We start from the raw sequence: 24,037 nt of genomic DNA, 5'->3' as shown, positions 1-24,037 counted from the left end.
CAACACCCTTTCCGCTAAGTTGATGGAAAATCTGAGCACATTGTGCACAGACTTTTGAGCAAAGGATATGCCAGAAGGAAAGGGGGGCAGGCGGTCGACACAAGAAGACAGCAAAAACGAAAACATTTTTAAAACCAGGGCGTTATGGTCATGATGATAAAGGACGGTACTGGCCTTCCATAGCCACACCATCAGAGATGCACCATAAAAAGTTTTGAAGGTCTTAAAAAATTTTTATAGCCAGAATGATAGATTTTGGGCCAGGCCGGTCATGGCGAGGTAAGATGGCCCCGATATGCCTGCCAGAGGAGGCCAGGGGCGTGTCAATAATTGAGTATGTCTCGCGCTATGGTAGCGTGATAACCTACGGCCGCAGGACTGGCCTCAACCACAAGGTTTCATCTGGAGAAGTGTTCATGCCAGGGCTGACTTGCGTTGCTATCGGTCCATGGCTGAACTGCGACAGCCAGAATCGCTGCTGCACCCATGGCTGGATATAAGGCAATGCGTGATATTCGCATTACTAAAGCACTCAAAAAAAACGGCGGTGGAAGGGCTTTCTTCCAGCCGCCGTTCTTTGCAAGCGCAGAGGCTTGCTACTCCGTGAGCAGAGCCTCTGATAGTTGGTATGGGCCTGCACACTCGGACATGCCAACTTCGTTTTCCGCAGTCAGGGATATTTCTGAAAAGAAGGATGCCAGAGAGACCTGGAAGGTGAGAGTAACATTGCTGCTGCCTTGCGGCATTGTTATCTGGGTATAATCAGTGCCGTCTGCACAGTCTCCTGAGGTGAAAAGATGAACTACAGATCCAGCCTCTGCTCTGACTGTCAGTTGGTATTTGTCTTCACTGCCAAAAAAAGACCGAGTTGCTGAACCATCGTCAGCCAATTTTACAATAGATTCTAGCACTGGAGGTTGGGGCACATCGTTGCCTACTTCATTTTCAGTTTCGCATTTCACCACCAGCGGCTCTGCCAATCTAGTCACTCTTCGAGGAAATACCTTTACTCCAGTTTGACCACTGCCCACGCCCTCTGTAAATTCTACGGCAATGTCATAAGTTCCCCTAGGGACGTTGTAGATTCTAAACGTGCCGTCTGCATCAGTGATGGCGACAAACGATGCCCCTGGAATGAAGACCTGTGCCCCTTCTGCTGGGATGGTATTGTCTTCAGAGCAAACCACTGTGCCGATAATGTCGCCGCTGCGAAACAGGCGCGCCCAGGGATGCACTCTGTGCATGTCATGGGCAGTGCTCCTGTAGTGCCTTCCCCAGCCTGTATGCCACCAACCAGCAGAAACGCTGGCGGCGAAAAAGAGCAGCAACACTGCACAGGCAAGCAGGCCAAGCAGGTGTTTCTTCATTGTCATCCTCCTTCCTCCTTCACCAAGGAGCCTTTTTCGTATCTTTTGTTGTACGAATGAGCAATTAGGGTGCCATAAGTCAGGTCATGATCAAGGCGTGGCTAAAATAATCTTTAATAATAATAAGTTGAAGGTATAAAAAAGAGTAGACCCGATGTTTGCCAGCAGGGGACTGAAGGTTAATTCTTACAGCAAAATGCTGTTTTGGGGTACATATTTTGTCACTTTTTTGACAATATGGGACACATTAAAAGGTTTTCACCGTGTGCTGCTGGCTGTTGACATAGTAATAATATTATTATTTCCATAAGTTACTACACTTCTATACAAGATGTATACGTTTTTATACACCAGCATCTGGCAACAGGTGAGTTTGTCGAGCAGCAACTGGAATGGCCGTTATTGGAAATCGGGGAATCTCTTGGCAACATGTTGGTAGCCGCAGGCTTTAGTTTGACTGCTCGTTTCTCGGCTAGGGTTACGAAGCCCGTATCGGTAAACGGTTTACGGCAACGGTAGAAACCGATATACAGGCTGCAAGCCGAAACGGGCATCGTAACCCAGGCCGTAGCCGCAGCCGGGTTCATGTAATGGAACAACAGATCAGAGCCCTACTTTCTGGTCTGCTGAAGTAAACGGCTGAGCATACTGCTATGGGAAAAAACCTCAAGAGAGGTATTCAAAGGCAGCAGCTATTGCCTGGCTGGCAGTTTCCACGTAGCGTACACTTTTGATGTTGGCAATGGTTTGCAGCCCGACAACAGGCTTGCCAGTCTTGAGGGCGTGGCCGATCTCAGATAATGTTCCTGCTCCACCTGAGATTGCAATGAGAACATCCGCGGTGTGAATGATAATAACATTTCGTGCCTGTCCCATGCCGGTGGCTATAGGCACCTGAATGTAAGGGTTGGCGTCCCGAGTGGATTCACCCGGCAGGATGCCAACGGTGAGGCCTCCAGCATCAGCAGCGCCTTCAGCAGCCGCTGCCATGACGCCACCCAGGCCGCCGCATATCAGAATGGCGCCTTTGCGGGCGATTTCCCTGCCTACAGCACGGGCGAGATGATAGATCTCCTGATCACACTGCCCGGCACCTATGACGCCGATTATGGAGGTCCGTTTTCTCATGACAACGCAGGAATCCGGGTCCGCAGGGTCTCTTTTTTGCTGGCACATCTGCAGCCAGTTTGCTGGGAGCTTGCCTAGTTTGAAGATTGCCAGCCGTGTTGGCCCACCAGGTTCACAAAGCGGCAGCCGCCCAGATCGATTTTCTTGAGCCCTGTTTTCTCCCTGACTATCTTCATGAGCGACTGGGAATACCTGTCTCCAACAGGGATCACGAGTCTGCCGCCCACTGCCAGCTGATCGACCAGGGGTTGAGGTACGTCCGGCGAGCCGGCCGTGACAATGATGGCGTCAAAAGGAGCTTCTTCCTTCCAACCTATGGTGCCGTCACCAACCTTTAAAACAATGTTCAGATAACCCAGTTTGTCCAAAATACGTCGTGCCCTCATGGACAGGGAGCGGAGACGTTCAATTGAATAGATTTTCTCGGCGAGTTCTGCTAGGATGGCGGCCTGATAGCCAGAGCCGGTGCCGATTTCCAGAACGCGTTCGTCACCCTGAAGTTCCAGGGCTTCAGTCATGAGCGCCACCATATATGGCTGGGAAATGGTCTGCTTCTCGCCGATTGGCAAAGGATGATCGCTGTAGGCCTGATTCCGGAGGGCTTCTTCGACGAATAGATGGCGGGGAACAGTCCGCATGGCTTGCAGCACTCTCTGATCCTTGATGCCTCGGCTTATCAGCTGATTTTCAACCATGCGGTTGCGGGCGGTGGCGTATTCCATAGGCACGACCTCATATGGGGTCTAGTATTTGCAGCTTTTCACTGAAAATAGTGTAGCCACGGAGCGGTTGTCAACGCAAAACTCCTGTGTAGTGAGAGGAAAAGAAGAAATGCACAGGTGTACCAGGTACGGGCTTACGGCCCTGCTACTGTTCTTATTGTCTGCCCTGGGGCAATGTACCACTCCTACCGGTGGCCTGGAAGGGGTTCCCAATAAGCCTGCCAGCCAGGTTATCGATGCCCCGGAGCCAATAGTCCGACAGGCAGTGGAGAGAGTGCTGCAGAAAAAGAACTTCGTGTTGCAGCCTGCCACAGATTCACCACAGCAGCTGCAAACAGACTGGCTTGTGGATGGCAGATATCGCAGCAAGGTCATTGCCAACTTCAAATCCCTGGCGGCAGGCAACAAGACGTCGCTGACCATGCAGGTGTTTGTGCAGAAAAAAGGTCTATGGGAAGAGGAATGGAAGCCGCAACAAAAGATACGCGATCGGGCCTATGAGAACCTCATGGCAGATGTGGTTATGGAGACATACCGTGTCATTTACGAGAGTCAGTAAAGCGATAATTCCAGCAGCGGGCAAGGGGAGCCGGGTAAGATCGGTAGCTGGTGATCTGCCAAAAGAGCTGCTCATGGTGGCAGCAAAGCCTCTCATTGTTCACAGCATAGAAGCCCTGGCTGCGAGCGGGGTTCGTGAAATTGCCATAGTTATCAGTCCTGAAAAGGAGAACATCAGGCAATTCATACTCGAAGACCAGCATCAGTTTGTTGGACCGCGAGTGGAGGCTCATACCAAGATTCTTTTCCGCTCATGTAAATTTTCTTTCTTTGTCCAGCACCAACCTGTCGGCATAGCTGATGCGGTGAGTTTGTGTCGGGATTTTGTCGGCAATGAGCCCTTTGCCCTCATTTTTCCTGACAATGTGTTGCTGGATGGCTTGCCGGTGGTGGCACAAATGCTGCCCTTTTTCACTCGTTTTGGTATGGATACCATAGGAGCGCTCTGGTTGACGCCTGAGGAGACAACCACTTTCGGCAATGTTGGTTTCCTGGAGGTGGAGCCGATGACAGCGGAGTCCAGGCGGGTCATGCGGGTCCTGAGCTATTCTGACAAACTACCAGAGCGTCCACCTGCCGAGTCGGCAAAAGATAGGCTAAAGAGCTTCGGAGGAGGCATTTATTTGCCGCATTTTTTCGACTATGTGGAAAGAATTCGGCCTCTCGCCGAAGGTGAGGTGGATGACGTCCCTGTTGTGCAGGCTATCGCCAGAGAAAAGGGGTTGCTGGCTGTGGAATTGAGCGGCAAAGGGTTTGATGTGGGCAACCCGGCAGGGTACTGGGCAGCGAACCTCTATGCCGAAAGTGGACATCCACACGGACAATCTTAGCGCTTGCATATCCGGACTTATAATAGATTTGCCATCCGGGCATATTCCTGCCAGAGCATATCAAGTTCCGAGCTGCACCCAGCAGCCGCAACAGGCTGCGATTCGAGACCAAGCCGCCTCAAGGCAAGCTGCCGGAGGTGGGTGCGGTAGTAAGTACCAAAAAGCATTGGTCCTCTCGAGGTGCCCACCAGAGGAGGGAACTCTTCCGGCTGATCGCAGGGACCGGTAAAGGGCTCAACCTGCGTTCCCGTATAAAGAAAAGGCAGTTCATCCTTCCAGGCAGAATCATATCCCGTCCTGCTAAGAAAATTATCGGGTCTCGTGGCAAGCAAGGTGCTGAGTGTCATGGGGTTGTGGACCTCGGTAAAAGGCCTGAGTGCAAACAATGTGGTGTCTTTGACGTGCGCCAGAATGGCCGCTGGCGTCGGTTCCAGGAAGTTTTCTGGTTGCGAGAAAACGCCGAGCCCTCGAAAGGGCAGGGTGCGCTGCCATTTTGCCATTGCCAGCTGCAGGCTGGGTTTTTCGCGCCTGGCTGTGTCGTCGACAAGAAGAAAAAGCGGCTCTGCTTTTGCCAGTTGAAGCATTTCTACAAAGCCAGGGAGAAACTCTAGATCCAGGTCTCGCAGTGACGAGGCAAAGAATTTGTCAATGATTGGCAGCACTAGAAATTCGGCCCTTCCTGTCTGCAGCAACTGTTCCCCTACCTTGAGGAGACTCAATAACAGCGTGATGAAAGAAAGATGGCAATGCTTCTTCTCCAGGTACCAGGCGAAAGTGGCCTGCAGTCGGCTGTCAATGTCAGTGACAGGAAGGAGGTCGACAGCCAAGATTTTTCCTTCCCGGAGACGATGGCGGTCCTGTTCTGACAACAAGTCAGATAAGCGCTCCAGTTGCAGGTGCCATTGATCAAGGGGCAGTTCGTGGACCAGAAGACTCGTTTTCATGCAGTGAAGTTCTTTGAGCAAACGGGGCCGGATCAACCTCGAGCTCCACAGCTGGATTTGGTGCTGAATCCTTTCCTGCCAGTGGGTGTTGTTGGTGTAAGCCTTCTGCAGGGCGCGTTGTCTACTGCGCACCTGTTTGGCAAAGACGCTGGTCAGCTCGGGCGGAAGCTGCTGGGAGAAAGGAGGAATGCCCCAGCCGCTGGCAGCGCCAAGAGTAGCATTGTGAAGGGTTACCACGACTTTCCTGCTCTGGCGACTGACCTTTCGAGCCAGCTGGAATAGATGGACAAGCTCTTCAGACTGGTAGGAGACCAGCCTTTGCAAATACCTTACTTCTTCTCTTGGCCTCTCACCCCAACGGCTCACAGTGAGACAGTTGCTGAAGGCACTGGGTCGTCGGCTCTGCTCTAGAGAAAATTCGGGGGCCAACCTTGTTCGCACAGGCTCGCCTTGTCGCCTGTGCCAGCTCTCTCTGCTGTGCCACTCTGGTCCTGCGATTCTGCGGCGGCAACTTGTGAAAGGATGCTTCAGCAAATGCCATTCTTGCCGTCGTGCACCGCGCAGAGCAGGACGTCCGGCTGCCTTCAGAAAAGCGCGGGGCGCCACCTGGTTTCTCGAACCACTGACCTGGGTGCGGCAAGAGGAGATTTTTCTGGAATTACAAAGAGGTGGTGCATGTCTTTTTCTGCAGCAGTCTGCTTGCATCTGTTGTCTGGCAGCTGACAGGATCCGGTACACCTGGGCCAGAGATGGCCCGGGTGAGGCAAGCAGCAACCGAAGCACCCCAACAGGAATAGATGGGCGCAGGCGGCGCTGCAGGGACCTGAGGAGGGCGCGCCTGGATGGTGCTCCCCAGCGTTGAGAAAGCTGCAGTAAAAGGCGAGAATATCCGGGAGAGCGGCGCTTCAAGGCCAGCTGGAAGACGGCAGCCAATGAAGAAGCGCATATTGGTTCTCCATAACTGGCTGCCAGCTCAACTACCTCTCTCATGACAGCAGGCTCCCTGTACCAGCCCGGGGGAAGCCAGGCAGGAAAGCACAGATTGACGGACAGCCGCACAGGAGTCTGTCAGACCTGTTGCCAGGGCAGTGAGATGCTGTGCACCCGAAGTTGGGGGAGCTTGCATGAGGCAGGAAGCATGGAGTGCCAATTGTGGCGCCCTTTGCTGCAAGACCCTCATGAATGGTGCTAGAGGTTCAGGTTCATTGAACTGCCAGATGTCCATGTGTATATCCGCTGTCTACTGGAGCAGCGCTGGTCCAGCAGCTGTTTGGCAGATTCCTTCTTAGAGTGATATCGTTTTCGTATAGATAGCTGATTCCAGGCGACTGCTCGGCCTTCACCGGGGTGCACAGCTGAAAAACTTATGACTTGGCCTTTACATAGGTTGCATTAGTATTATACTAGGTGCCTTTCAGGACTAAAACAAGACTGCCCGGGAACTTAAGGCCGTTCCGATTGTCTAAGTTGAGCAAAAATAACATAATAGATAAAGGATGCGGATTGCTAGACCCTGGATGCCCGAGGGCGTGTTGAAGCGGTCCATCAAGCGAACGTAGACAGCGAGAAAAGGAGAGGATATGTACAAAGTCTACAGAAAGACGAAAAGACCCGGCGTGCTTGCCCTGGGGGTGCTCTTTGCAGTGATAGCGGCAATGCTTGCCACTTCGCTGATGGCTCAGCCAGAAGCTGCTGCCATGCAAAAGAAGATAAAACCTTATCCGCATGCGCCGGTGTCTTTTACCGAGCTGGTCGACCGGGTCAAGGATGTGGTTGTCAATATTTCCACCACCAAGATTATCAAGAGACGTCCTTTCCCTCATCCCTTCGGCCGGCGGGGACCTTTTCGAGATTTTTTTGGAGACGATTTTTTTGAAAGATTTTTCGGGCAGATGCCAAGGGAGCAGAAACAGCGCAGTCTTGGCTCAGGCTTTATTATTGATCCAGACAGGGGCTACATCCTGACAAATAATCATGTGGTTGCCAATGCTGATGAAATTGTGGTGAAACTTGATGACGGCAAAGAAATCAAGGCCGAAATTGTTGGCCGCGATCCCAAGACAGATTTGGCTTTAATCAGGGCCAAAGGAAAATTACATGTCTCTGAAGGAGCCCCTCTCGGGGACTCTGATAAGGTCAAGGTGGGAGAGTGGGTCATGGCGATCGGCAACCCATTCGGCCTCGAGCGCACGGTGACTGTGGGCATCATCAGTGCAAAAGGTCGGGTTATCGGTGCAGGCCCTTACGATGATTTTCTGCAGACCGATGCTGCCATCAACCCGGGAAACAGCGGCGGACCATTGTTCAACATGAAAGGGGAGGTCATTGGCATCAATACTGCCATTGTGGCCTCTGGACAGGGAATCGGTTTCGCCATTCCAATAAATATAGCCAAGACACTCCTGCCCCAACTCGAAAAGGGCAAAGTCATCCGGGGTTGGCTGGGGGTGAGCATCCAGGAAGTCACTCCAGAGCTGGCAAAATCTTTCGGCCTGAAGCAGGCTGGCGGCGCTCTGGTGGCGGACGTAATCAAAAATTCACCTGCTGAAAAAAGCGGCATCAAAAGGGGCGACATCATTGTAAAGTTCGGCAATGAGAGCATAGAGTCACCGCATGAGTTGAGTAGAGTGGTTGCTGGCACAAAGCCTGGGGAACGAATAAAGGTTGGCTTGATCAGGGAAGGGAAACAGCAGACAGTAACGGTGAAGATCGGTACTATGCCGGAGAAGCTGTCAGAACTTACCGCACCGACAGCCACAGAACTGGGCATATCAGTACAAACGCTTTCGCCTGAACTGGCAGTCCAGCTTGATTTGCCCAAGGACGAAAAAGGTGTTGTCATTACAGATGTGACGCCGGGTGGTCCTGGAGATGATGCTGGCTTGCAGCGAGGAGACGTGATCAAAGAGGTAAACCGCCACAGCATTCAATCAGTGTCGGAATACAAAGACGCTCTCGAGGAAGCCAAGGGGAAAGATACGGTTCTCTTTCTCGTAAGACGAGGCAGTCAGACATTTTATGTGACGGTGAAACCAGTGCCAGAATAACCCGTCATCGTAAAGCCATGACGTCACTAGCAATAATAGTCATGAGAATGTCCCCGTTTCTCGAGACATGAGAGAAGCACTTGCCTGGTGACGGTTATTGAGGTAAATTCTTCAAGGATATGAAAGGACGGAGCAGCGGCGGGGCCTACGCGAAGCCCATGGTTGCAAAGAAGGAGGGGAGCATGGATCCGAGTGAAAAGAAGGCGATGAAAAGGGCATTGATCTCGAGAAGGCAGGGGAGGAGTTGAACGTACCCGCTGACATTCTGGCGCTTTACCTCACAGAGGACTCGAATCCCATACCAAAAAGGATTGTCGACGGTCTGCAAAATATGCTGCAGTAGCAGAACTTTTTACCCGTGACGAGAAAGCAGCTTCGGGCTGCTTTCTCGTCTGGCATTGACTTGCCATTGCATGCCCTCTGTCTTGTGCTATCTGTTCATCCGCATCTGCTGCGGCGAGCACAGGGAGCAGCCTGCTGACAGCAGCTGTCTTTTACAACCACCTGTATAGGGGCCCTCCACTATTACTTCCTGGTTCACTGATTTCTTTATAAAGACCACCACGGCAGCGTTGGCAATTATGTTTTCCCTGTAGTGCTCGAGACTCAGTCCCAGATAGTGCAGCATGGCCACTCTGATGGGCCCCATGTGGCTGACAGCGGCAAAATCAGCACCAGCATGCTCCTGAAATTTCCTCTCCAACCAGCCTACTATTCTTTTCTGGAGCGTGGCGAGATCCTCCATGCCAGGCATCGAGAGGCGGGCAGGCTGTCGCTGCCACAGGTGAAATTGCTCTGGATAGAGGGCCTGGATTGTCTTGGAAGAAAGCCCCTCCCACATGGGTATTCTCAGTTCACCAAGATCAGAATCTGGCAAAACTTGGCAGGGCAGTTGATAGGCAATAATTTCGGCTGTCTGTAGGGCCCGAGCAACAGGGCTGGTATAAAATGCTGCCAGTCTTATTCCTACAAACGCCCTGGCAAGTCTCCTTGCTTGTTGTACGCCTTGCTCGTCTAGAGGTTCTTTGCCCCACCCTGTAAAAATGCCCAGTTTATTATGAGCTGTCACCCCATGACGAACGAGATAAGCCCGGCTGCATTTTCCAGATGGAGCTTCCTTTGCCCGATCGGTCACTTTTCTCTCTCCTGGCAATGTAAAAAGCAAAGCTTGTTGCCAGAGAATACTATTTCCTATCAATGAATACTGCAACAGAGAAGACAGCGGCAATTTTGTCTTTTACTCGAGCACTCACTATTTCTGCCCGCTTCAGCCTGCGTTTGCCCTGTGTCGGAGAACTGGTAATGGGCAACGGCAACGAAGCCCGTATCGGCCAACGGCTTACGGCAACTGTAAAAACCGTATCACGTGGCCGCAGGCCGAAACGGGCATCGTGACCGTAGCCGTAACCAAGCTTCAAGAGCAACCGTGCTCGGCAGGAAGGTCTGATTCCGGGCAAAAAAATAACCCTCCCCCCTTGACGTCAAGCAAGTCGTGCTTATTTTATGTCCAAAAAGATGTAAGAGGATGAAATAATTAATGAAGGAGGTGCATACTATGTTTGAACTCGTACCCTGGATTCGGAGGAGTACAGGAGTTGCACGACCAGAAAAAGACCTGTTTGACTGGTTCCTGGAAGACTTTGATATCCCTACCCTGTGGAAAGAGCGAGAAGAGTGGGTTCCAGCCTTTGACGTTTCCGAGACAGAAGAGGACGTCATTGTTCGGGCTGAACTTCCGGGTATGAATAGCAAGGATATTGATATCTCTCTCACCGGTGATGTGTTGACCATCCGTGGTGAGAAGAAGAGAGAGTCTGAAGATAAACGAGAGAACTACCATCGAAAAGAACGAACCTACGGTGTCTTTATGAGAAGCTTTCGTTTGCCTGTAGAGGTCAAAAACGACGCTGTGGATGCCAACTACAAGGACGGCGTACTTACAATTACCTTGCCCAAAGCGGAGAAACACAAACCGCGAAGGATCAAGGTGGCAAGTTAAGGAAATGTTCGCAGTTCTGGTTCGAAAAACAGGCGAGAAGGCGTGTCCAATTTAGCTCAGGGACACGCCTAGCCTGAGGTTAGGTTTACAGGAAGGATGGCGATCTATGAAGGAGCGAATACAACAATACTTGCCATACATGCCGGGGGCTATGCTTATTCTTATTGGCTTCGTTATCATTTTGTTTCCTATGCTGCTGGTAGTCTTCATCTCTTCAGTATTAGTCCTCGCAGGTATTGCTGCAATTTCACTCGCCCACCACCGACGTCAGTGGCTGCGACACTATGACTGGCGGGTTAGCTGGGATAGTCCTTTCGAACAAGACTTTGCGGATAGTCTACAGAGATTGTTTCTGTGGCAGCGATGGTGATAAGGTAGCCAAATCTTACTGCACCATAGATATGGTGCTTTCTATATAGCCCACCAGGTTAGCAGACCTGGTGGGTTTTTATTTGAGCTGCTCGAAGCTGGATCTATTGACATTTGATAACTATATGGTTATACAACCAAAAATCGTAGAGCTGGAGGATTGTTATGAGAACCTACCTGAGGGTTATGAAGGCGGCTGCTGATGGCACGCGAACGAAGATTCTGAAGATGCTCCAGCACCGGGAACTTTGTGTCTGTGAAATGCAAGCGGTTCTCGGAGTGAGTCAGCCCAGTGTTTCTCGGCATCTACGAATTTTGGAGGATGCCGATCTCGTTCGAGGTGAAAAGAATGGCATGTGGACAAATTTCAGATTAGCAAAGACGGATGAGACCAATCAATATGCCAGGACGGTTCTGGCCAATCTTCGCCAATGGCTGGAAAACGATCCGGAAATCCTGAACCTTTTCGAGCAGGTCAGGACGGTTGATAGATCAACTTGCGCCAAAATGTGAACTTTTTCATCAAGTCGATTCGACGTCTAGTCGAATCTTGTCCCCAAAAGATCTCTCTGGCATATGTGTTGCAGCAATTTGAGTAGAAGCAACAGCACCGTTCGAGGATAAACTAGCCAGTTGCCCAAGAAGAGAGTCCCTCTCGGATTAACCCACAGATGCGGTAATTATCGCAAGGAGTGTTCATTATGGTAACAAGAGTAAAGCAATGGCCGGCCGTTCTTATTCTCATTTCTGCAGTACTACTAGGATTCCTCATTCAAGTGAGCTTTGCTGCATCAGGCAAACCCCACATGGTTTTTTCTGCTCCTACCTTTGACGCCGGCAACGTGTGGGAGGGAGCAAAAATCAGCCATACCTTTGAGGTAAGAAACAGTGGAGATGCCGAACTGAAGATTTATCAGGTAAAACCTGGTTGAGGGTGTTCTGTGGCCAATTTCGACAAGGCCATCCCCCCAGGTGGGACGGGAGAAATAACCTTGCTGGTAAATACCAAGGGCTTTCAGGGAAAAATCAGAAAAAGTGCAATGGTTCGCAGTAATGACCCCGATCAGCCAACCATGAAGATTTATATTACCGCTGAAGTGCGGCCATACATAGAAGTCAAGCCGCTTTCCAGAATTATCCTTAGAGGGTTAGTTGGAGATGAACTGCGGCAGACTCGCTATATTTCCAGCAGCGACAATAGGCCTTTTGAGATCAAAGACATAACGAGCAACCTTGGCAAGCTGGTGGACTACAAATTGAAACCGGAAGAGGGAGGAAAATCCTTCAGACTCGAGGTAGTTTGCAAGGCCACAGAGCGAGTATACAAGTCAGGATTCATCAAGCTGCTGACAGATCATCCCAAGAAAAAAGAGGTCAGGGTGCCAGTGTATATCCGTATTCGTCCACAGATAGATGTCTGGCCCTCCAGTGTGGTTTTCGGCAGGATAATTGCCAAGAAAGCTGATGGACGTCTGCTAAAAAAGACGGTGGTGCTCTCTAATAACAGGGGCATGGTGATTGATATACAAAGCATGCAGTACAATAAGAAATATTTTCTGGTGGAGGCCAAAGCGTTCAGTGAAAAACCAGCGAATAAATACCGAATAGAGATAATAGCCCTTGTTGATCAGATACCTGCAGGCACTGTCAACGAAACTCTGGTGATCCAGACTACTGGAGGGCAAGAGTTCAAGGTGCCTATCAGTCTAACACTGGTAAAAGATTAATTTTCAGAAAAGGTTGGTCGGTAGCAAAGGTCTGTTCAAAATCCAGGCTTCTCATGACGAGCAGGAGGACGCCCTTCAGTTTGAAAGGATTCTAGGACACTTTCTTTAATGAAAATAATTCATTACTAGTACTCGACCGCATAAGTTATTGCACAATGAGCTGATGAGCCCCAATGTAATTTCCCAAGTTCACCTATGTCTTGAAATGCCTTTTTCTTTTCTCTTTTCTTGCATTGGGGCCTGCGGCTGGGTGGAATTGCTCACTAGAGCGCAGCAAGAGATTGCCGGAGGTCCAAGAAGATGTATGGCGCGAGCTAGCGGCGCGCCTGTTGCTGGAGCGCCAGGTCTGCCAGCACCAGAGCTGCCATGGACTCCACGATTGGTACAGCCCGGGGAACCACGCAGGGATCGTGCCGGCCTCGCGCCTCCAGGATCACCTGTTTGCCATTGAAGTCAACCGTTTCCTGAGGCTTGCCAATAGTTGCCGGCGGTTTGAATGCCACCCGGAAATAAACAGGCTCGCCATTGGTTATGCCTCCCTGAATGCCGCCGCTGTAGTTCGTCCTGGTTCCCAGTCGACCTTCTTTCTGGACAAAAGGATCGTTGTGCTCCGAACCGCGCATCCTGGAGCCGGCAAAGCCTGACCCTACCTCGAAGCCTTTTGTTGCCGGAATCGACAACATGGCCTGGGCCAGCCTCGCTTCCATTTTGTGAAAAACCGGCTCTCCCCAGCCTGGCGGCACACCGCGACACACACAAGAAATTATACCCCCTATAGAATCAGAGCTTTTTTTGGCTTCCAGGATGGTCCTGGTCATCTCTGCCGCACTTTCGGGGTGGGGGCAGCGAACCGGGGTGCTGTCTACTTCCTGCCGGCTGACCAGATCACTGTTGATCTCCGGGGCGTCGACTGTGCCGACGGAACTGACCCAGGCGACGATTTCCACTCCGAAAACGTGCTGGAGGAACTTTTCGGCGATGGCCCCAGCTGCAACTCGGCCAATAGTTTCTCTGGCGCTGGCGCGGCCTCCGCCGCTATAGGATCGGATGCCGTACTTGATCCAGTAGGTGTAATCGGCGTGAGAGGGCCTGGGAATGGAGCGCAGGTGTTCATAATCACCCGGACGTTGGTCCACATTGCCCACCAGCAGACCAATAGGGGTGCCGAGGGTCTTGCCCTGTTCTACACCCGATAAGATGGTCACTCTGTCCAATTCGGCTCTTGCTGTGCTGAGGGTGCTCTGGCCTGGTCGTCGTCTATCCAGCTGAGCCTGGATGTCTTCTTCGCTTATGGGAACAAGAGGTGGGCAGCCGTCCACGACAACGCCCACCCCCCTGGAGTGGGATTCACCAAAGGTGCTCAGCCGAAACAGGACGCCGAAAGAGCTGGACATGTTCATTCTCCTTTCCTCAAACAATAATAAAACCGCCCCTCCGTAGTGGTAGAGGATAAGGAGGCGGGCGATAAAAATGGCCCATTTCAGGCTCACATTTCAAGGCGAAAGATGATAGGTGTAAAGAAATAGTATCTGACAGTTCGGTTCATTCGAGAGCAGCGATCTTGCTGCTAAGCGTATATGTCCAGGAATTGCACATTCCTGACCTGGAGCCTGCTCTTGGCGATTCGCGCAATCCTCTTCATAAAGAGGAAGCCGAGTTCGTAATCCTCGTGAAACAACCGTTCCAGGTCTGCCGCTTCCCAGGCATAGAGCTTTGTATGGGTAAGTGCTCTGGCATAGGTGGTGTATTTCTTTTGCTCTGTATTGACAAGAGCAGAAAAACCAAGGGCGTGGCCGCGGGTCACAGTATCGATCATGACCACGCTGCCGCTTATTTTTTCCAGTTCTAGGCCAACTTTTCCCTCTATAATGGCGTAGAGATACCTGGCGAACTCATCTTCTTTGAATATGTAATCACCGGTTTTGAACTCGAACTGCAGGGTGATATTGGCGATTTTCTTCAACATGCTCTCGCTGAGGTCGTGGAGAATGATAATCGCCTGCAAGTCCTCTAGTTTGACCACCTCTTCCTCCTGGCATTAATTATAGTGTTTCTCTATGATACGCAGACCTGCTCGTGACTGCAAGAAGTTTTGCTGGATAGGATCGCGCCCAGCACTAGTATTCTGCCGGTAGTCTGGCCAATTGAGCCAGGCTGAAGACGGGGCCGTCTTTGCACACATACTCGGTGCCGATGTTACAGCGGCCGCACATACCGATGCCGCATTTCATCCGCATCTCGAGGCTGGTTATTATGTGCTCCTGGGTGAAACCCAGTTCGGCAAGCACTGGCAGGGTAAACTTTATCATGATGGGCGGCCCGCAAACGATGGCGTAACTGTTTGTCGCACTGGGCGCCTTTTCTTTGGTAATGGTAGGTACGAAGCCCACATTATATTTCCACTCCGGGTCATCAGTGGCGTCCACTGTGATGTGCATGCTGATATCGTCACGCTGCTGCCATTCTGCAAGTTCACTCTTGTAAAGCAGCATGCCCGGAGTTCTGGCGCCGTAAATCACCGTAATATCGCCAAAACGCTGGCGATTGTCAGGGTGGAGCATGTAAACTATGGAAGCCCTCAGAGTGGTAAAGGCAAAGCCGCCGCCAATGACAACCACATTGCTTCCCTCGAGCTGCTCCCAGGGATAACTGTTGCCGAGAGGACCTCGCACGCCAATAATATCACCAGCCTGCAAACGGTGCAGGGCGGTAGTGACCAGGCCCACCTTGTTGACGGTGAAGAGGAGGTAGCCTTTTTCTGTAGGCGAGGAAGCAATACCAATGGGAATTTCGCCCTTGCCTGCAAGAGAGAGTTCCGCAAACTGGCCAGCCCGGTGCTGAAAAAGTTTTTCATCCTCGGGGTTGAGGAAGGTGAGCTTGAAAGTTTTCAGATTGCGATCTTCTGTCTCGACCACTATGTCATCTATCTTTACCGGAAAGGGCAGCAGGGGATTGCGCATGGTTCTTGCCTCTCTATGCTTCATAATCGTTCATCAGTTGAAATACCTGCCGGATGTCAATATTTACCGGGCAGTATTCCACGCAGCGACCGCAGCCCACACACGCCACAGTTGTCTGGTATTTGTCTACAAAATATTTGAGTTTGTGCATGAAACGCTGTCTCACCCGCTGTAGTTTCTGGGCCCGTGGATTGTGGCCGGAGCCATGCAGGGTAAAAAGAGGGAACATGCAGCTGTCCCAGAGCCTGAGCCGGACGCCGCGTTCCCTGCGCACTTCGTCCTGGATGTCAAAGCACCAGCAGGTAGGACAGAGAAAAGTACAGACGCCGCAGTTGATGCAGGCGAACTGGATGGGCTCCCAGAATTCGGCCTGGAACAGTGCCTTGAGGTCCTGCTCTCTCAAGTTGTCCGTGGGAACAGTGCTGCTAATGGAGCTCTCGGCCTTTTTCTGCAGTTCATCGGCTTGCTTGATCACCTCCGCAGGGGCCTCCGTGTCAATGCCGGCTGCCTGCAGAACTCTTTTTCCTTTTTCTGAACACTCCTGGGCCACAAAAGTGCTGCCCGTATCAATCAGAAGTACATCGAGACCTTCGGTGGCAAAGGGCCCACCGCCCACAGAAGTACAGAAGCAAGTGCTGCAGGGAGTATTGCAAGCAAGGCCTATGAGGATGGTAGAGTCACGACGCTCCAGCCACCATGGATCCACACAGTCGGCTGTCTGGAAGTTCAGGTCCAACAGCTGAAAAGACCTGGCATCGCAGGGACGAATAGCAAAGATGATGCGATCCTGGCCACTTTGTCGCACTTCGTGTAGAATTGCCGCATCCTGGCGGTCCTTTGCCGTGGTATAAGTGAATAGGTACTCTGTCTGGGGCAGCATGAAGCCTTTAGGTGAGATGCGGCAGTTGTGGAAATCCACAACTATGTCCAGGCGGCCTTCTACTTCCTGAAATTCCACGGCGCCATTCTGGCGAACCGGTGCGTATATCCGGTAAAGTTTGCCGAGGCGGGCCAGAATCTCTTGCAGTTTTGCCTTGTCTATAACTTTTTTTGCCATTGCCCTGGTCCTGTTCCTTTAGTTCGCTTGGACGGCATCAACAAGAGCCGGCCTGGCTATCTAATAAACTCCTGGGGATCATCTATGCGATAGCGGTCCAGAGGAGGGAGTTCATCCACGCTCAAGCCGGTTTCGTAGCCATAGAGCTCCCTGACATCCTTCTCCAGCTTTTTGGTGAGCAGCCGCACTTTTATTCCCATTGGACAGGCCCGTTCACAATTGCCGCAGTCCGTGCAGCGGCCGGCAAGGTGGTAGGCCCTCAGGAAGTGGAAGGTCATGGTATCCACAGGATCTGTAGTCTTGCCCAGCCACTGCGGTGTGGATTCGTCCACGAAGCAGGTGGGGCAGTAGCACATGGGGCAGGCATTGCGGCAAGCATAGCAGCGAATACAGGGGGCCAGCAACTCCTGGAAGTATTGCCAGCGTTGCTCCGCATCCAGCTCCTCGATGCCGCGAATATCCTGGTAGCGATCCATGCCGTTCTGTTCTTGCACAGGCTCAGCCAGCAGCTCATCGAAGAGTACCGGGTTGCGATGCTGGCAGATAGTGCAATTGTCCAGGAGATAGTGCTGTCGTTCCAGAGACTTCTTGCGGTTCGCATAGTGGACGATGATGGCATCCTCAGAGAGGTTCACCTTTGTGGGCTCTCTGCCCTCGAGCTCCGCCAATACCTTGCGTCTATCAACCATGCCGACACAGGGTACGCCAATGATGTGAAGCTGGTCCCGATTGACCTGGTGTTCCTGGAGCAAGACAACAATGTTGCGGCTGTCGCAGCCTTTGGCAAAGACCGCTGTCTTTATCTGTAGACCACGGAGATAGTTGGCCAGATTAGCTGCACAGAACGAATCCCAATGCATCCTGGAGGCCTCTGATGCCTTCCTGATCATCACTGGCTGGCTCATCATGGGGATGGTGCCGGCCTGGAAGCCTATGACCGCTTCCACCTTTTTTTCGACCAGGAGGTTTCGGGCGATGTCTCTGACTCTTTTTGTATAATTCTCCATCTAGGCAACCTCAGGTATTGTCTTGATGAGTCTACGGGCTGGACCGCACTGGCGCACCTGTTCGCTGATTTCCTCCACCACCTGAACGAATTTTCCTGCTTCAGCAGAAGAAATCCAGGAGAAATGCAACCTGCCGGGCTCTATCCCCATATATTCTATAAGATTCTTGAAAAGGGCGAACTTTCTTCTGGCGTAATAATTACCTTCCAGGTAATGGCAGTCGCCGGGGTGTCAGCCAGAAACCCACACCCCATCTACGCCCTGACGGAAGGCCGCCAGAATGAATTTTGGGTTCATTCTGCCGGTGCACGGCACCCGTATCACCCGGATATTGGGCGGATACTGCAGGCGACTCACTCCGGCGAGATCGGCGGCGCTATAGGAGCACCAGTTGCAGAGAAAGGCAACAATCTTGGGCTGCCATTGGTCAGCACTGTTTTTATCCATGTTCACACCTCGGATTTCAGGTGACAGACACAGGTTCATGGTCGTAGCATAGCGTGGTTCACTGCTAGATCTCCTCGAGCATGGCATAGATCTGTTGATCCTCAAAACCTTTGAGGTCAATGGCCCCGGAGCGGCACGAGGCCACACACAAACCGCAGCCCTTGCACAGGGCGCGGTTTATCTCAGAGACCCCCCGCTCATTGAAGGCAGGAGCGCCATAGGGACAGATGGCCACGCACTCTCCACATGAAGAACACTTCAAGGGGTTGACTGTGGCCACCTGAGCGCTCACCTGGATCTCACCGCGGGCAAGCACGGTGACTGCCCGGCTTGCCGCTGCCTTGGCCTGGGCAATGCACTCTTCCAGCGGTTTTGGATAGTGGGCCATGCCGCAGAGGAATATGCCGTCTATGGCAAAATCAACCGGTCTCAACTTGGCGTGCGCCTCCTGGAAAAAGCCGTCTTCGGTCAGAGGAATCTTGAACATCTGGGCCAGCGTCTCCAGCCCTCTTGCCTGGATGGCACTGGCCAGGACCACAAAGTCGGGCTCGAGTCGCACGGACCGCTGCAGGATGTGGTCGGTGACTGTCACGGCCAGACGGTTGTCCCTGTCCATTTCTACTGCAGGCTTGGCGTCGACAGAGTAGCGGATGAAGATAACCCCGAGCTCTCGGGCTTTTCGGTAGAGGTGTTCTCTCCTGCCAAAGGTTCTGATGTCGCGGTAAAGAATGTATACTGCTGTTTCAGGTCTGGCAGCCTTGATGGCTACAGCTTCCTGAATGGCAAAGGTGCAGCAGATCTTGCTGCAATAGGGCCGTTCTTGCTCCCGGGAACCCACACACTGAATAAAGACAATGCTTTTCGCCCTGGCCAGGTCTCCTGATCTGGCAGCATCTCTGATCTGGTGCCAGAGGAGCACCGAGCTGTGTTTACCGTAGAGATATTCTGTGGGCTCCACAGCCTGGCCGCCGGTGGCCAGAATTACAATGCCGTGTCTGACAACGCTGAAATGACTGCGCTTGCCTCGGTGGATCCGCACGGTGGTTTCGAAATTGCCCACGAATCCCTTGGAGTTTTCCAGAGTGGCATTGAGGTACAGCTTGATGTGCTGGTGGCCCCGCACTCTGGAAACAAGGTCTTTGACATAGGAGCCCACGTCTTCACCGCGCCAGGTCTTTTGCAGAGACAGAGCCTGACCGCCGAGCCTGGAGTCGGCCTCTACCAGAGTTACAGGATAGCCCTGTTCTGCCAGTTCCAGAGCGGCCACCATGCCGGCCACTCCGCCACCCACCACAAGAGCTGACTGCTCGATGTCCACCGAGGTCTCCCACAGAGGCTCGAGCAGCGCCACGCGCGCTACTGCCATGCGCACCAGGTCCTTGGCTTTACTGGTGGCTGCCTCCGGGTTGTCGGCATGCACCCAGGAGTCCTGGTTGCGAATGTTGGCCATCTCGAAGAGATACTTGTTGAGACCGCTGTTCACCAGAGTTTCCTGAAACAGGGGTTCGTGGGTCCTGGGGGTGCAGGCTGCCACCACCACTCGATTGAGGTTGTGCTCCCGGATGACTCTGAGCATTTTGTCCTGGGTGTCCTGGGAGCAGCTGTAGAGATTGTCTTCCACGTGGACCACGTAGGGCAGGGTGGCAGCATAATCCCTCACAGCTGCCACATCTACCACGCCGGCGATATTGATGCCGCAGTGGCAAACAAAGACCCCTATACGGGGCGGCTCGCCCCTCACATCCACCTCTGGAGTTGCCTCCCTGACCGTGGTGAGTGTGTTGCGGGCCGCAGCCATGAGCTTGCCGGCAGCAGCTGCAGCAGCGCTTGCTTCCATAACCGACTGGGGGATGTCTTTTGGCCCCTGGAAGGCGCCGCATACGTAAATGCCCTCTCTGGAGGTGGCCACCGGTTCGAATGTGGCAGTCCTGCAAAAGCCATCGTCGTCAACCTCCAGGCTCAATCTCTCGGCAAGCTGCAGTACGCTGTCGGCCGTTTCCAGGCCCACCGAGAGCACCACCAGGTCAAAGCGTTCCTGGAGAGGCCTGCCTGCTTCATCCACATAAGAGAGGACCAGATCTCCACTCTCAACGTCTTCCTCCACTGAATGGACTCTGGAGCGGATGAAGCGCACTCCATGCTCCTCCCTGGCCCGTTGGTAATATCTGTCAAAATCCTTGCCGTGGGTGCGCATGTCCATGAAGAAAATGGCTGTTTGCAGGCCATTCTTGGCATGTTCCCTGGCTATGACCGCCTGTTTGATGGCATACATGCAGCATACACTGGAGCAGTAGCCGTGATCGCAGTGGTTGATGTCCCGCGAGCCCACGCACTGCAGCCAGGCGATTTTCTGGGGCTCCTTCTTGTCTGACGGCCGCACAACATGGCCCAGAAATGGTCCCGAGGCAGAGAGCATCCGTTCGAATTCCAGGCTGGTGACCACATTGTTAACAAGACTGTAGCCGTATTCTTCATAAGCTGTGGGGTCAAAGGCCTGGAATCCAGGAGCGAGGATTACAGAGCCCGCCTCCAACTCGAGGACCTCCGGCTGCATCTGGTGATTTACGGCCTCGGCTTTGCAGGCCTTGACGCACTGCATGCATTCGGAGCACACCATGCAGTTGAGGCATTTGGCTGCCTCAGCCCTGGCCTGTTCCTCGCTCAGGCCGAGCTCCACTTCGGCAAAACCCTGCAGCCTTTCGGCCATGGGAATACGCTTTGTTTCAGCCCGCTCCCTGGGTTGGATGTCAGCAGGAATGGGGGAGAAGTTCGTCTGGCTCACCTCATGCTTTTCCCGGCCGACCCGCAGGTCCTCGCCCCTGAGATAGCGACTGATGGACACGGCTGCCTCGCGGCCAGCAGCCACAGCTGCAATGGCGATCCATGGCCCGTGCTCGGCGTCGCCGCCGGCGAACACCCCCTCTCTGCTGGTCTCATAGGTGAGTGGGTCAACCATGATGGTATTGCGGCTGCTCAGCTCCAGGCCGGCTATGTCGCTCAGAACCGCGGCATCCGGCTGCTGGCCAATGGCGGGGATTACCAGATCGGCCTCCACCAGGTGCTCGCTGCCGGGTACAGGCAGCGGCCGTCTGCGACCGCTGGCGTCCGCCTCACCCAGTTCCATGCGCAGGCATGCTATGCCTACCAGGCGATTGTCTTTGACGACAATCTCGCTGGGGGCTCTGAGATACTCGATGGCAACACCCTCGGCCAGGGCATCCTCGACTTCCTCCTGGCGGGCGGGCATTTCTGTTCTGGTGCGGCGATAGAGTATGGTGACCTGTGCAGCCCCCAACCGCAAGGCAGAGCGGGCCGCATCTATGGCAACGTCGCCGCCGCCTACAATCACCACCTTGCCCTTTATGGAGGTTAGCTCTCGCAGGTTGACCTGCCTGAGAAAGTCGACTCCGGGGATTACACCGTCGGCCTCCTCTCCGGGGATATTGAGCTTGAGGCTCTTGTGGGCGCCCACTGCAAGGTAGACAGCCTTGAAACCTCGAGAAAAGAGGTTGTCTACGGTGAAATCTCGGCCAAGAGCAGTGTTCAGCTTGATTTCTACACCAAGACGAGTAATGGCCCTGATTTCTTTTTCCAGCACTGCCGGCGGCAGCCGGTAGTCAGGGATGCCCACCCGCAGCATGCCGCCGGCCACGGGCAGAGCTTCGAATACAGTGACCCTGTAGCCCTCTCTGGCCAGGAAGTAGGCAGCGGTGAGGCCGGCAGGTCCGGAGCCGACAATGGCAACCTTTTCCTCCTTTGCCTCTATCTCGGGCAGGGACAGGTCTTCGATGTCTACCTGGTCGGCAACGAAGCGCTTGAGGGCGCAGATCGACAGAGGTGCATCCACCAGCTGCCTGCGGCAGCTGCTCTCACAGGGGTGTGGACATATGCGGCCGATGACACCGGGCAAGGGCAGGGTATCCATGATCACTTCCATTGCTTCCCGGTAGAGTCCCTGGCTTATGAGGGCCACGTAGCCATGGGCGTTCACCTGGTTGGGGCAGCTGTTGGTGCAGGGCGAGCGGTCCAGCTTCTCGATGGCATAGCCGCCTGGGATGGCCTGGGCATAGGGCTTGTAGGTGGCCTTTCTGGTGCCGAGACCCAGGTCGAACTCATTGGGCATAACCACAGGGCACACCTCGGCGCAGTCGCCGCAGCCGGTGCATCGTTCCAGGTCGATGTAGCGAGGTTGTTTCTTGATGGAGACCTTGAAATGTCCAGCTTCACCCGAGACCTTCAGGATCTCGGACATGGTGAGCAATTCGATGTTAGCGTGCCGGCCGACCTCGACCAGTTTGGGAGAGATTATTCACATGGAGCAATCATTGGTGGGAAAGGTCTTGTCCAGCTGGGCCATGGCCCCGCCGATGGCCGGGCTCTTTTCCACCAGATATACTTTGTAGCCGGAGTCGGCCAGGTCAAGAGAGGCCTGCATACCAGCAATACCACCGCCCACAACCACGGCGGCGCCTGTGGCGACTTTTTGCTGAGATGCTGCTGATTTTGCCATGTATTGCCCCTTCCAGAAGTGTTGTCTATAAATTGTGAAAACTGCCACATTATTTTGGGGTCCCGCAAAATTAACTGCTTGATCTTCGCTTGTCAAGTGATCTGAATCGCACTCTTGCAGGGAACCTGGAAATACAATTTATCCACGTCTACCCATTTAAATGTGCTGGGTGTGCCATGTCAAGAGCTTCTATGAATGAATAGAGGTTGATGGCAAAATGAAAGTGCACCTGATGTGGCGGGGCACGGTTGTCGGTTGTCAGTTATCAGTTATCTGGGAATGTCTCGGCAACATGTTGGTAGCCGCAGGCTTTAGTTGAACTGCTCGTTTCTCGGCCAGGGTTACGAAGCCCGTATCGGCAAACGGTTTACGGCAACGGTAAAAACCGTGTTACGTGGCCGCAAGCCGAAACGGGCATCGTGACCGCAGCCGTAGCCGAGTAAGTCCTTGCCCTGTGTCGGAGAACTGGTAATGGGCAACGGCAACGAAGCCCGTATCGGCAAACGGTTTACGGCAACGGTAAGAACCGCGATATACTTGGCTGGATGACGAAACAGGCATCGTAACCCAGGCCGTAGCCGAGCTTCAAGAGCAACGGTGCTTGGCATGAAAGGCTGCTCCGCAAATAGCATAATCAACCATGACGGTTGCCAGCCACCTTCACGGTTGCCAGCCACCTTCTCCATGAACCTCGCAGCCAGCTGCCTGGCGATGAGGGGAGCATTGCCGCCGGCGCGATTGTTGATGATCACATTGATGCGAACACCCTTTTTGATAGCAGTCACCATGAGCGCCACAGTATCGTCGATCATTCTCTGGTCCAGCATTTCCTCCACCAGGCGATTGAAGGGATGCGCCCTGGCATAGGCCTCATCGTAGCGGATTCCCCTGGGAGTCATGAGACGAACTATGCACTGCGCCGCTGCACTGGTGAACTTGCGTCCTGCTCTGGCAAACTGGGCCCGCAGAGGCGGCAGCCAGGTCCAATGGGAAAATACCTGGCCAATGCCGTACTTTTCCAACAGCCGGAACACTGGTGAGGCCAGATATGATTCGGTCCTCAGTTCTATGTGATAACGATCATCAGCAGGGATGCGGCGAAAGAATTTGTCAAGTTGCTCCGACAGGGTGTGAACATCCAGGCGATCCTTCTTGCGCTGATATTCCTGTTCGAAAATAAAGCTCTGCACATGACTGCCGAGAATTTCCACTGCAGGCTCGAAGAACTGCCTGGTGAATACTTCCGGGTTCAGATACAGTTCGTTGTCGACAAAACTGCCGCCGCGCCAGAGTTTCTGCGCAAATATCACCTGCGGCACCTTGAGAATAAGGGTGTCATCCTCTCCCAGGTATTTGCTATACGTC

At 53.1% G+C, this 24,037-nt stretch carries 23 protein-coding genes; 9 read left to right on the top strand and 14 right to left on the bottom strand.

Features of this window, described 5'->3' with window-relative positions; all coding sequences use genetic code 11:
• Nucleotides 1-596: 596 nt before the first annotated feature.
• The 3 genes from JRI89_13500 to JRI89_13490 form a co-directional block, all read right to left on the bottom strand.
• Nucleotides 597-1,367 (bottom strand): carboxypeptidase-like regulatory domain-containing protein, encoded by a 771-nt coding sequence (locus JRI89_13500; GenBank protein ID MBW2072254.1) that lies wholly within the window; start codon nt 1,365-1,367, stop codon nt 597-599.
• A gap of 666 nt (nt 1,368-2,033) precedes the next feature.
• Nucleotides 2,034-2,495: a TIGR00725 family protein gene (locus tag JRI89_13495; protein ID MBW2072253.1), complete on the bottom strand. Its 462-nt coding sequence runs from the start codon at nt 2,493-2,495 to the stop codon at nt 2,034-2,036.
• Nucleotides 2,496-2,569: 74 nt separating this feature from the next.
• Nucleotides 2,570-3,217, bottom strand: a complete 648-nt coding sequence (locus JRI89_13490; protein ID MBW2072252.1) for a protein-L-isoaspartate(D-aspartate) O-methyltransferase — start codon at nt 3,215-3,217, stop codon at nt 2,570-2,572.
• Between the two features lie 109 nt (nt 3,218-3,326).
• On the opposite strand from JRI89_13490, the gene JRI89_13485 reads away from it, so the two are divergent.
• Both JRI89_13485 and JRI89_13480 read left to right on the top strand, forming a co-directional pair.
• Nucleotides 3,327-3,776: a hypothetical protein gene (locus JRI89_13485; GenBank protein ID MBW2072251.1), complete on the top strand. Its 450-nt coding sequence runs from the start codon at nt 3,327-3,329 to the stop codon at nt 3,774-3,776.
• Complete coding sequence (locus JRI89_13480) at nt 3,754-4,605, top strand: 2-C-methyl-D-erythritol 4-phosphate cytidylyltransferase (GenBank protein MBW2072250.1); 852 nt, start codon at nt 3,754-3,756, stop codon at nt 4,603-4,605. Before JRI89_13485 ends, JRI89_13480 begins: the two co-directional genes overlap by 23 nt.
• 17 nt (nt 4,606-4,622) lie before the next feature.
• Here JRI89_13480 and JRI89_13475 read toward each other — a convergent pair whose 3' ends face one another.
• Complete coding sequence (locus tag JRI89_13475) at nt 4,623-6,539, bottom strand: hypothetical protein (GenBank protein ID MBW2072249.1); 1,917 nt, start codon at nt 6,537-6,539, stop codon at nt 4,623-4,625.
• 590 nt (nt 6,540-7,129) lie between these two features.
• On the opposite strand from JRI89_13475, the gene JRI89_13470 reads away from it, so the two are divergent.
• A complete protein-coding gene (locus JRI89_13470) occupies nt 7,130-8,596 on the top strand; it encodes a DegQ family serine endoprotease (protein MBW2072248.1) in 1,467 nt (488 codons plus the stop codon).
• Nucleotides 8,597-9,026: 430 nt separating this feature from the next.
• Here the strand turns inward: JRI89_13470 and JRI89_13465 are convergent, their stop codons facing one another.
• The gene (locus tag JRI89_13465; protein MBW2072247.1) at nt 9,027-9,731 is read right to left on the bottom strand and encodes a histidine phosphatase family protein; all 705 of its coding nucleotides are present in this window, start codon (nt 9,729-9,731) and stop codon (nt 9,027-9,029) included.
• 62 nt (nt 9,732-9,793) lie between these two features.
• Here JRI89_13465 and JRI89_13460 point away from each other — a divergent pair, with 62 nt between their 5' ends.
• From JRI89_13460 to JRI89_13435, 6 genes are all read left to right on the top strand, one after another.
• Nucleotides 9,794-9,991: a hypothetical protein gene (locus JRI89_13460; protein MBW2072246.1), complete on the top strand. Its 198-nt coding sequence runs from the start codon at nt 9,794-9,796 to the stop codon at nt 9,989-9,991.
• A 160-nt stretch (nt 9,992-10,151) separates the two neighbouring features.
• Entirely contained in the window at nt 10,152-10,595 is a 444-nt protein-coding gene (locus tag JRI89_13455) for an Hsp20/alpha crystallin family protein (protein MBW2072245.1), read from the top strand.
• 106 nt (nt 10,596-10,701) lie between these two features.
• The gene (locus tag JRI89_13450) at nt 10,702-10,965 is read left to right on the top strand and encodes a hypothetical protein (protein MBW2072244.1); all 264 of its coding nucleotides are present in this window, start codon (nt 10,702-10,704) and stop codon (nt 10,963-10,965) included.
• A gap of 164 nt (nt 10,966-11,129) precedes the next feature.
• Nucleotides 11,130-11,477, top strand: coding sequence for a winged helix-turn-helix transcriptional regulator (locus JRI89_13445; protein MBW2072243.1), 348 nt, complete (start codon nt 11,130-11,132; stop codon nt 11,475-11,477).
• A 188-nt stretch (nt 11,478-11,665) separates the two neighbouring features.
• Complete coding sequence (locus JRI89_13440) at nt 11,666-11,896, top strand: DUF1573 domain-containing protein (protein MBW2072242.1); 231 nt, start codon at nt 11,666-11,668, stop codon at nt 11,894-11,896.
• Nucleotides 11,897-11,905: 9 nt separating this feature from the next.
• On the top strand, nt 11,906-12,691 hold the full coding sequence (locus tag JRI89_13435; protein ID MBW2072241.1) for a hypothetical protein: 786 nt from the start codon (nt 11,906-11,908) through the stop codon (nt 12,689-12,691).
• 314 nt (nt 12,692-13,005) lie between these two features.
• On the opposite strand, the gene aroC is transcribed toward JRI89_13435, so the two are convergent.
• The 9 genes from aroC to JRI89_13390 form a co-directional block, all read right to left on the bottom strand.
• Nucleotides 13,006-14,085 (bottom strand): chorismate synthase, encoded by a 1,080-nt coding sequence (aroC, locus tag JRI89_13430; protein ID MBW2072240.1) that lies wholly within the window; start codon nt 14,083-14,085, stop codon nt 13,006-13,008.
• Between the two features lie 173 nt (nt 14,086-14,258).
• Nucleotides 14,259-14,714, bottom strand: a complete 456-nt coding sequence (locus JRI89_13425; protein ID MBW2072239.1) for a Crp/Fnr family transcriptional regulator — start codon at nt 14,712-14,714, stop codon at nt 14,259-14,261.
• A 94-nt stretch (nt 14,715-14,808) separates the two neighbouring features.
• The gene (locus JRI89_13420) at nt 14,809-15,651 is read right to left on the bottom strand and encodes an FAD/NAD(P)-binding protein (GenBank protein ID MBW2072238.1); all 843 of its coding nucleotides are present in this window, start codon (nt 15,649-15,651) and stop codon (nt 14,809-14,811) included.
• Nucleotides 15,652-15,664: 13 nt separating this feature from the next.
• Complete coding sequence (locus JRI89_13415; protein MBW2072237.1) at nt 15,665-16,708, bottom strand: 4Fe-4S dicluster domain-containing protein; 1,044 nt, start codon at nt 16,706-16,708, stop codon at nt 15,665-15,667.
• 56 nt (nt 16,709-16,764) lie between these two features.
• Nucleotides 16,765-17,715: a 4Fe-4S dicluster domain-containing protein gene (locus JRI89_13410; GenBank protein MBW2072236.1), complete on the bottom strand. Its 951-nt coding sequence runs from the start codon at nt 17,713-17,715 to the stop codon at nt 16,765-16,767.
• The gene (locus JRI89_13405; GenBank protein ID MBW2072235.1) at nt 17,716-17,925 is read right to left on the bottom strand and encodes a hydrogenase iron-sulfur subunit; all 210 of its coding nucleotides are present in this window, start codon (nt 17,923-17,925) and stop codon (nt 17,716-17,718) included. It lies immediately after the preceding gene.
• Between the two features lie 21 nt (nt 17,926-17,946).
• Nucleotides 17,947-18,162, bottom strand: coding sequence for a hydrogenase iron-sulfur subunit (locus JRI89_13400; protein ID MBW2072234.1), 216 nt, complete (start codon nt 18,160-18,162; stop codon nt 17,947-17,949).
• A 64-nt stretch (nt 18,163-18,226) separates the two neighbouring features.
• Nucleotides 18,227-22,672, bottom strand: coding sequence for an FAD-dependent oxidoreductase (locus tag JRI89_13395; GenBank protein MBW2072233.1), 4,446 nt, complete (start codon nt 22,670-22,672; stop codon nt 18,227-18,229).
• 341 nt (nt 22,673-23,013) lie between these two features.
• Nucleotides 23,014-24,037, bottom strand: a 1,024-nt coding sequence (locus JRI89_13390) for a DUF72 domain-containing protein (GenBank protein ID MBW2072232.1), incomplete at its 5' end; no start/stop codon positions are given.

This window comes from Deltaproteobacteria bacterium, from assembly GCA_019309045.1.
Classification (GTDB): Bacteria; Desulfobacterota; Syntrophobacteria; order BM002; family BM002; genus JAFDGZ01.
Note: the sequence above shows the minus strand (reverse complement) of the source record. Positions and strands in the feature narration are given on the sequence as shown.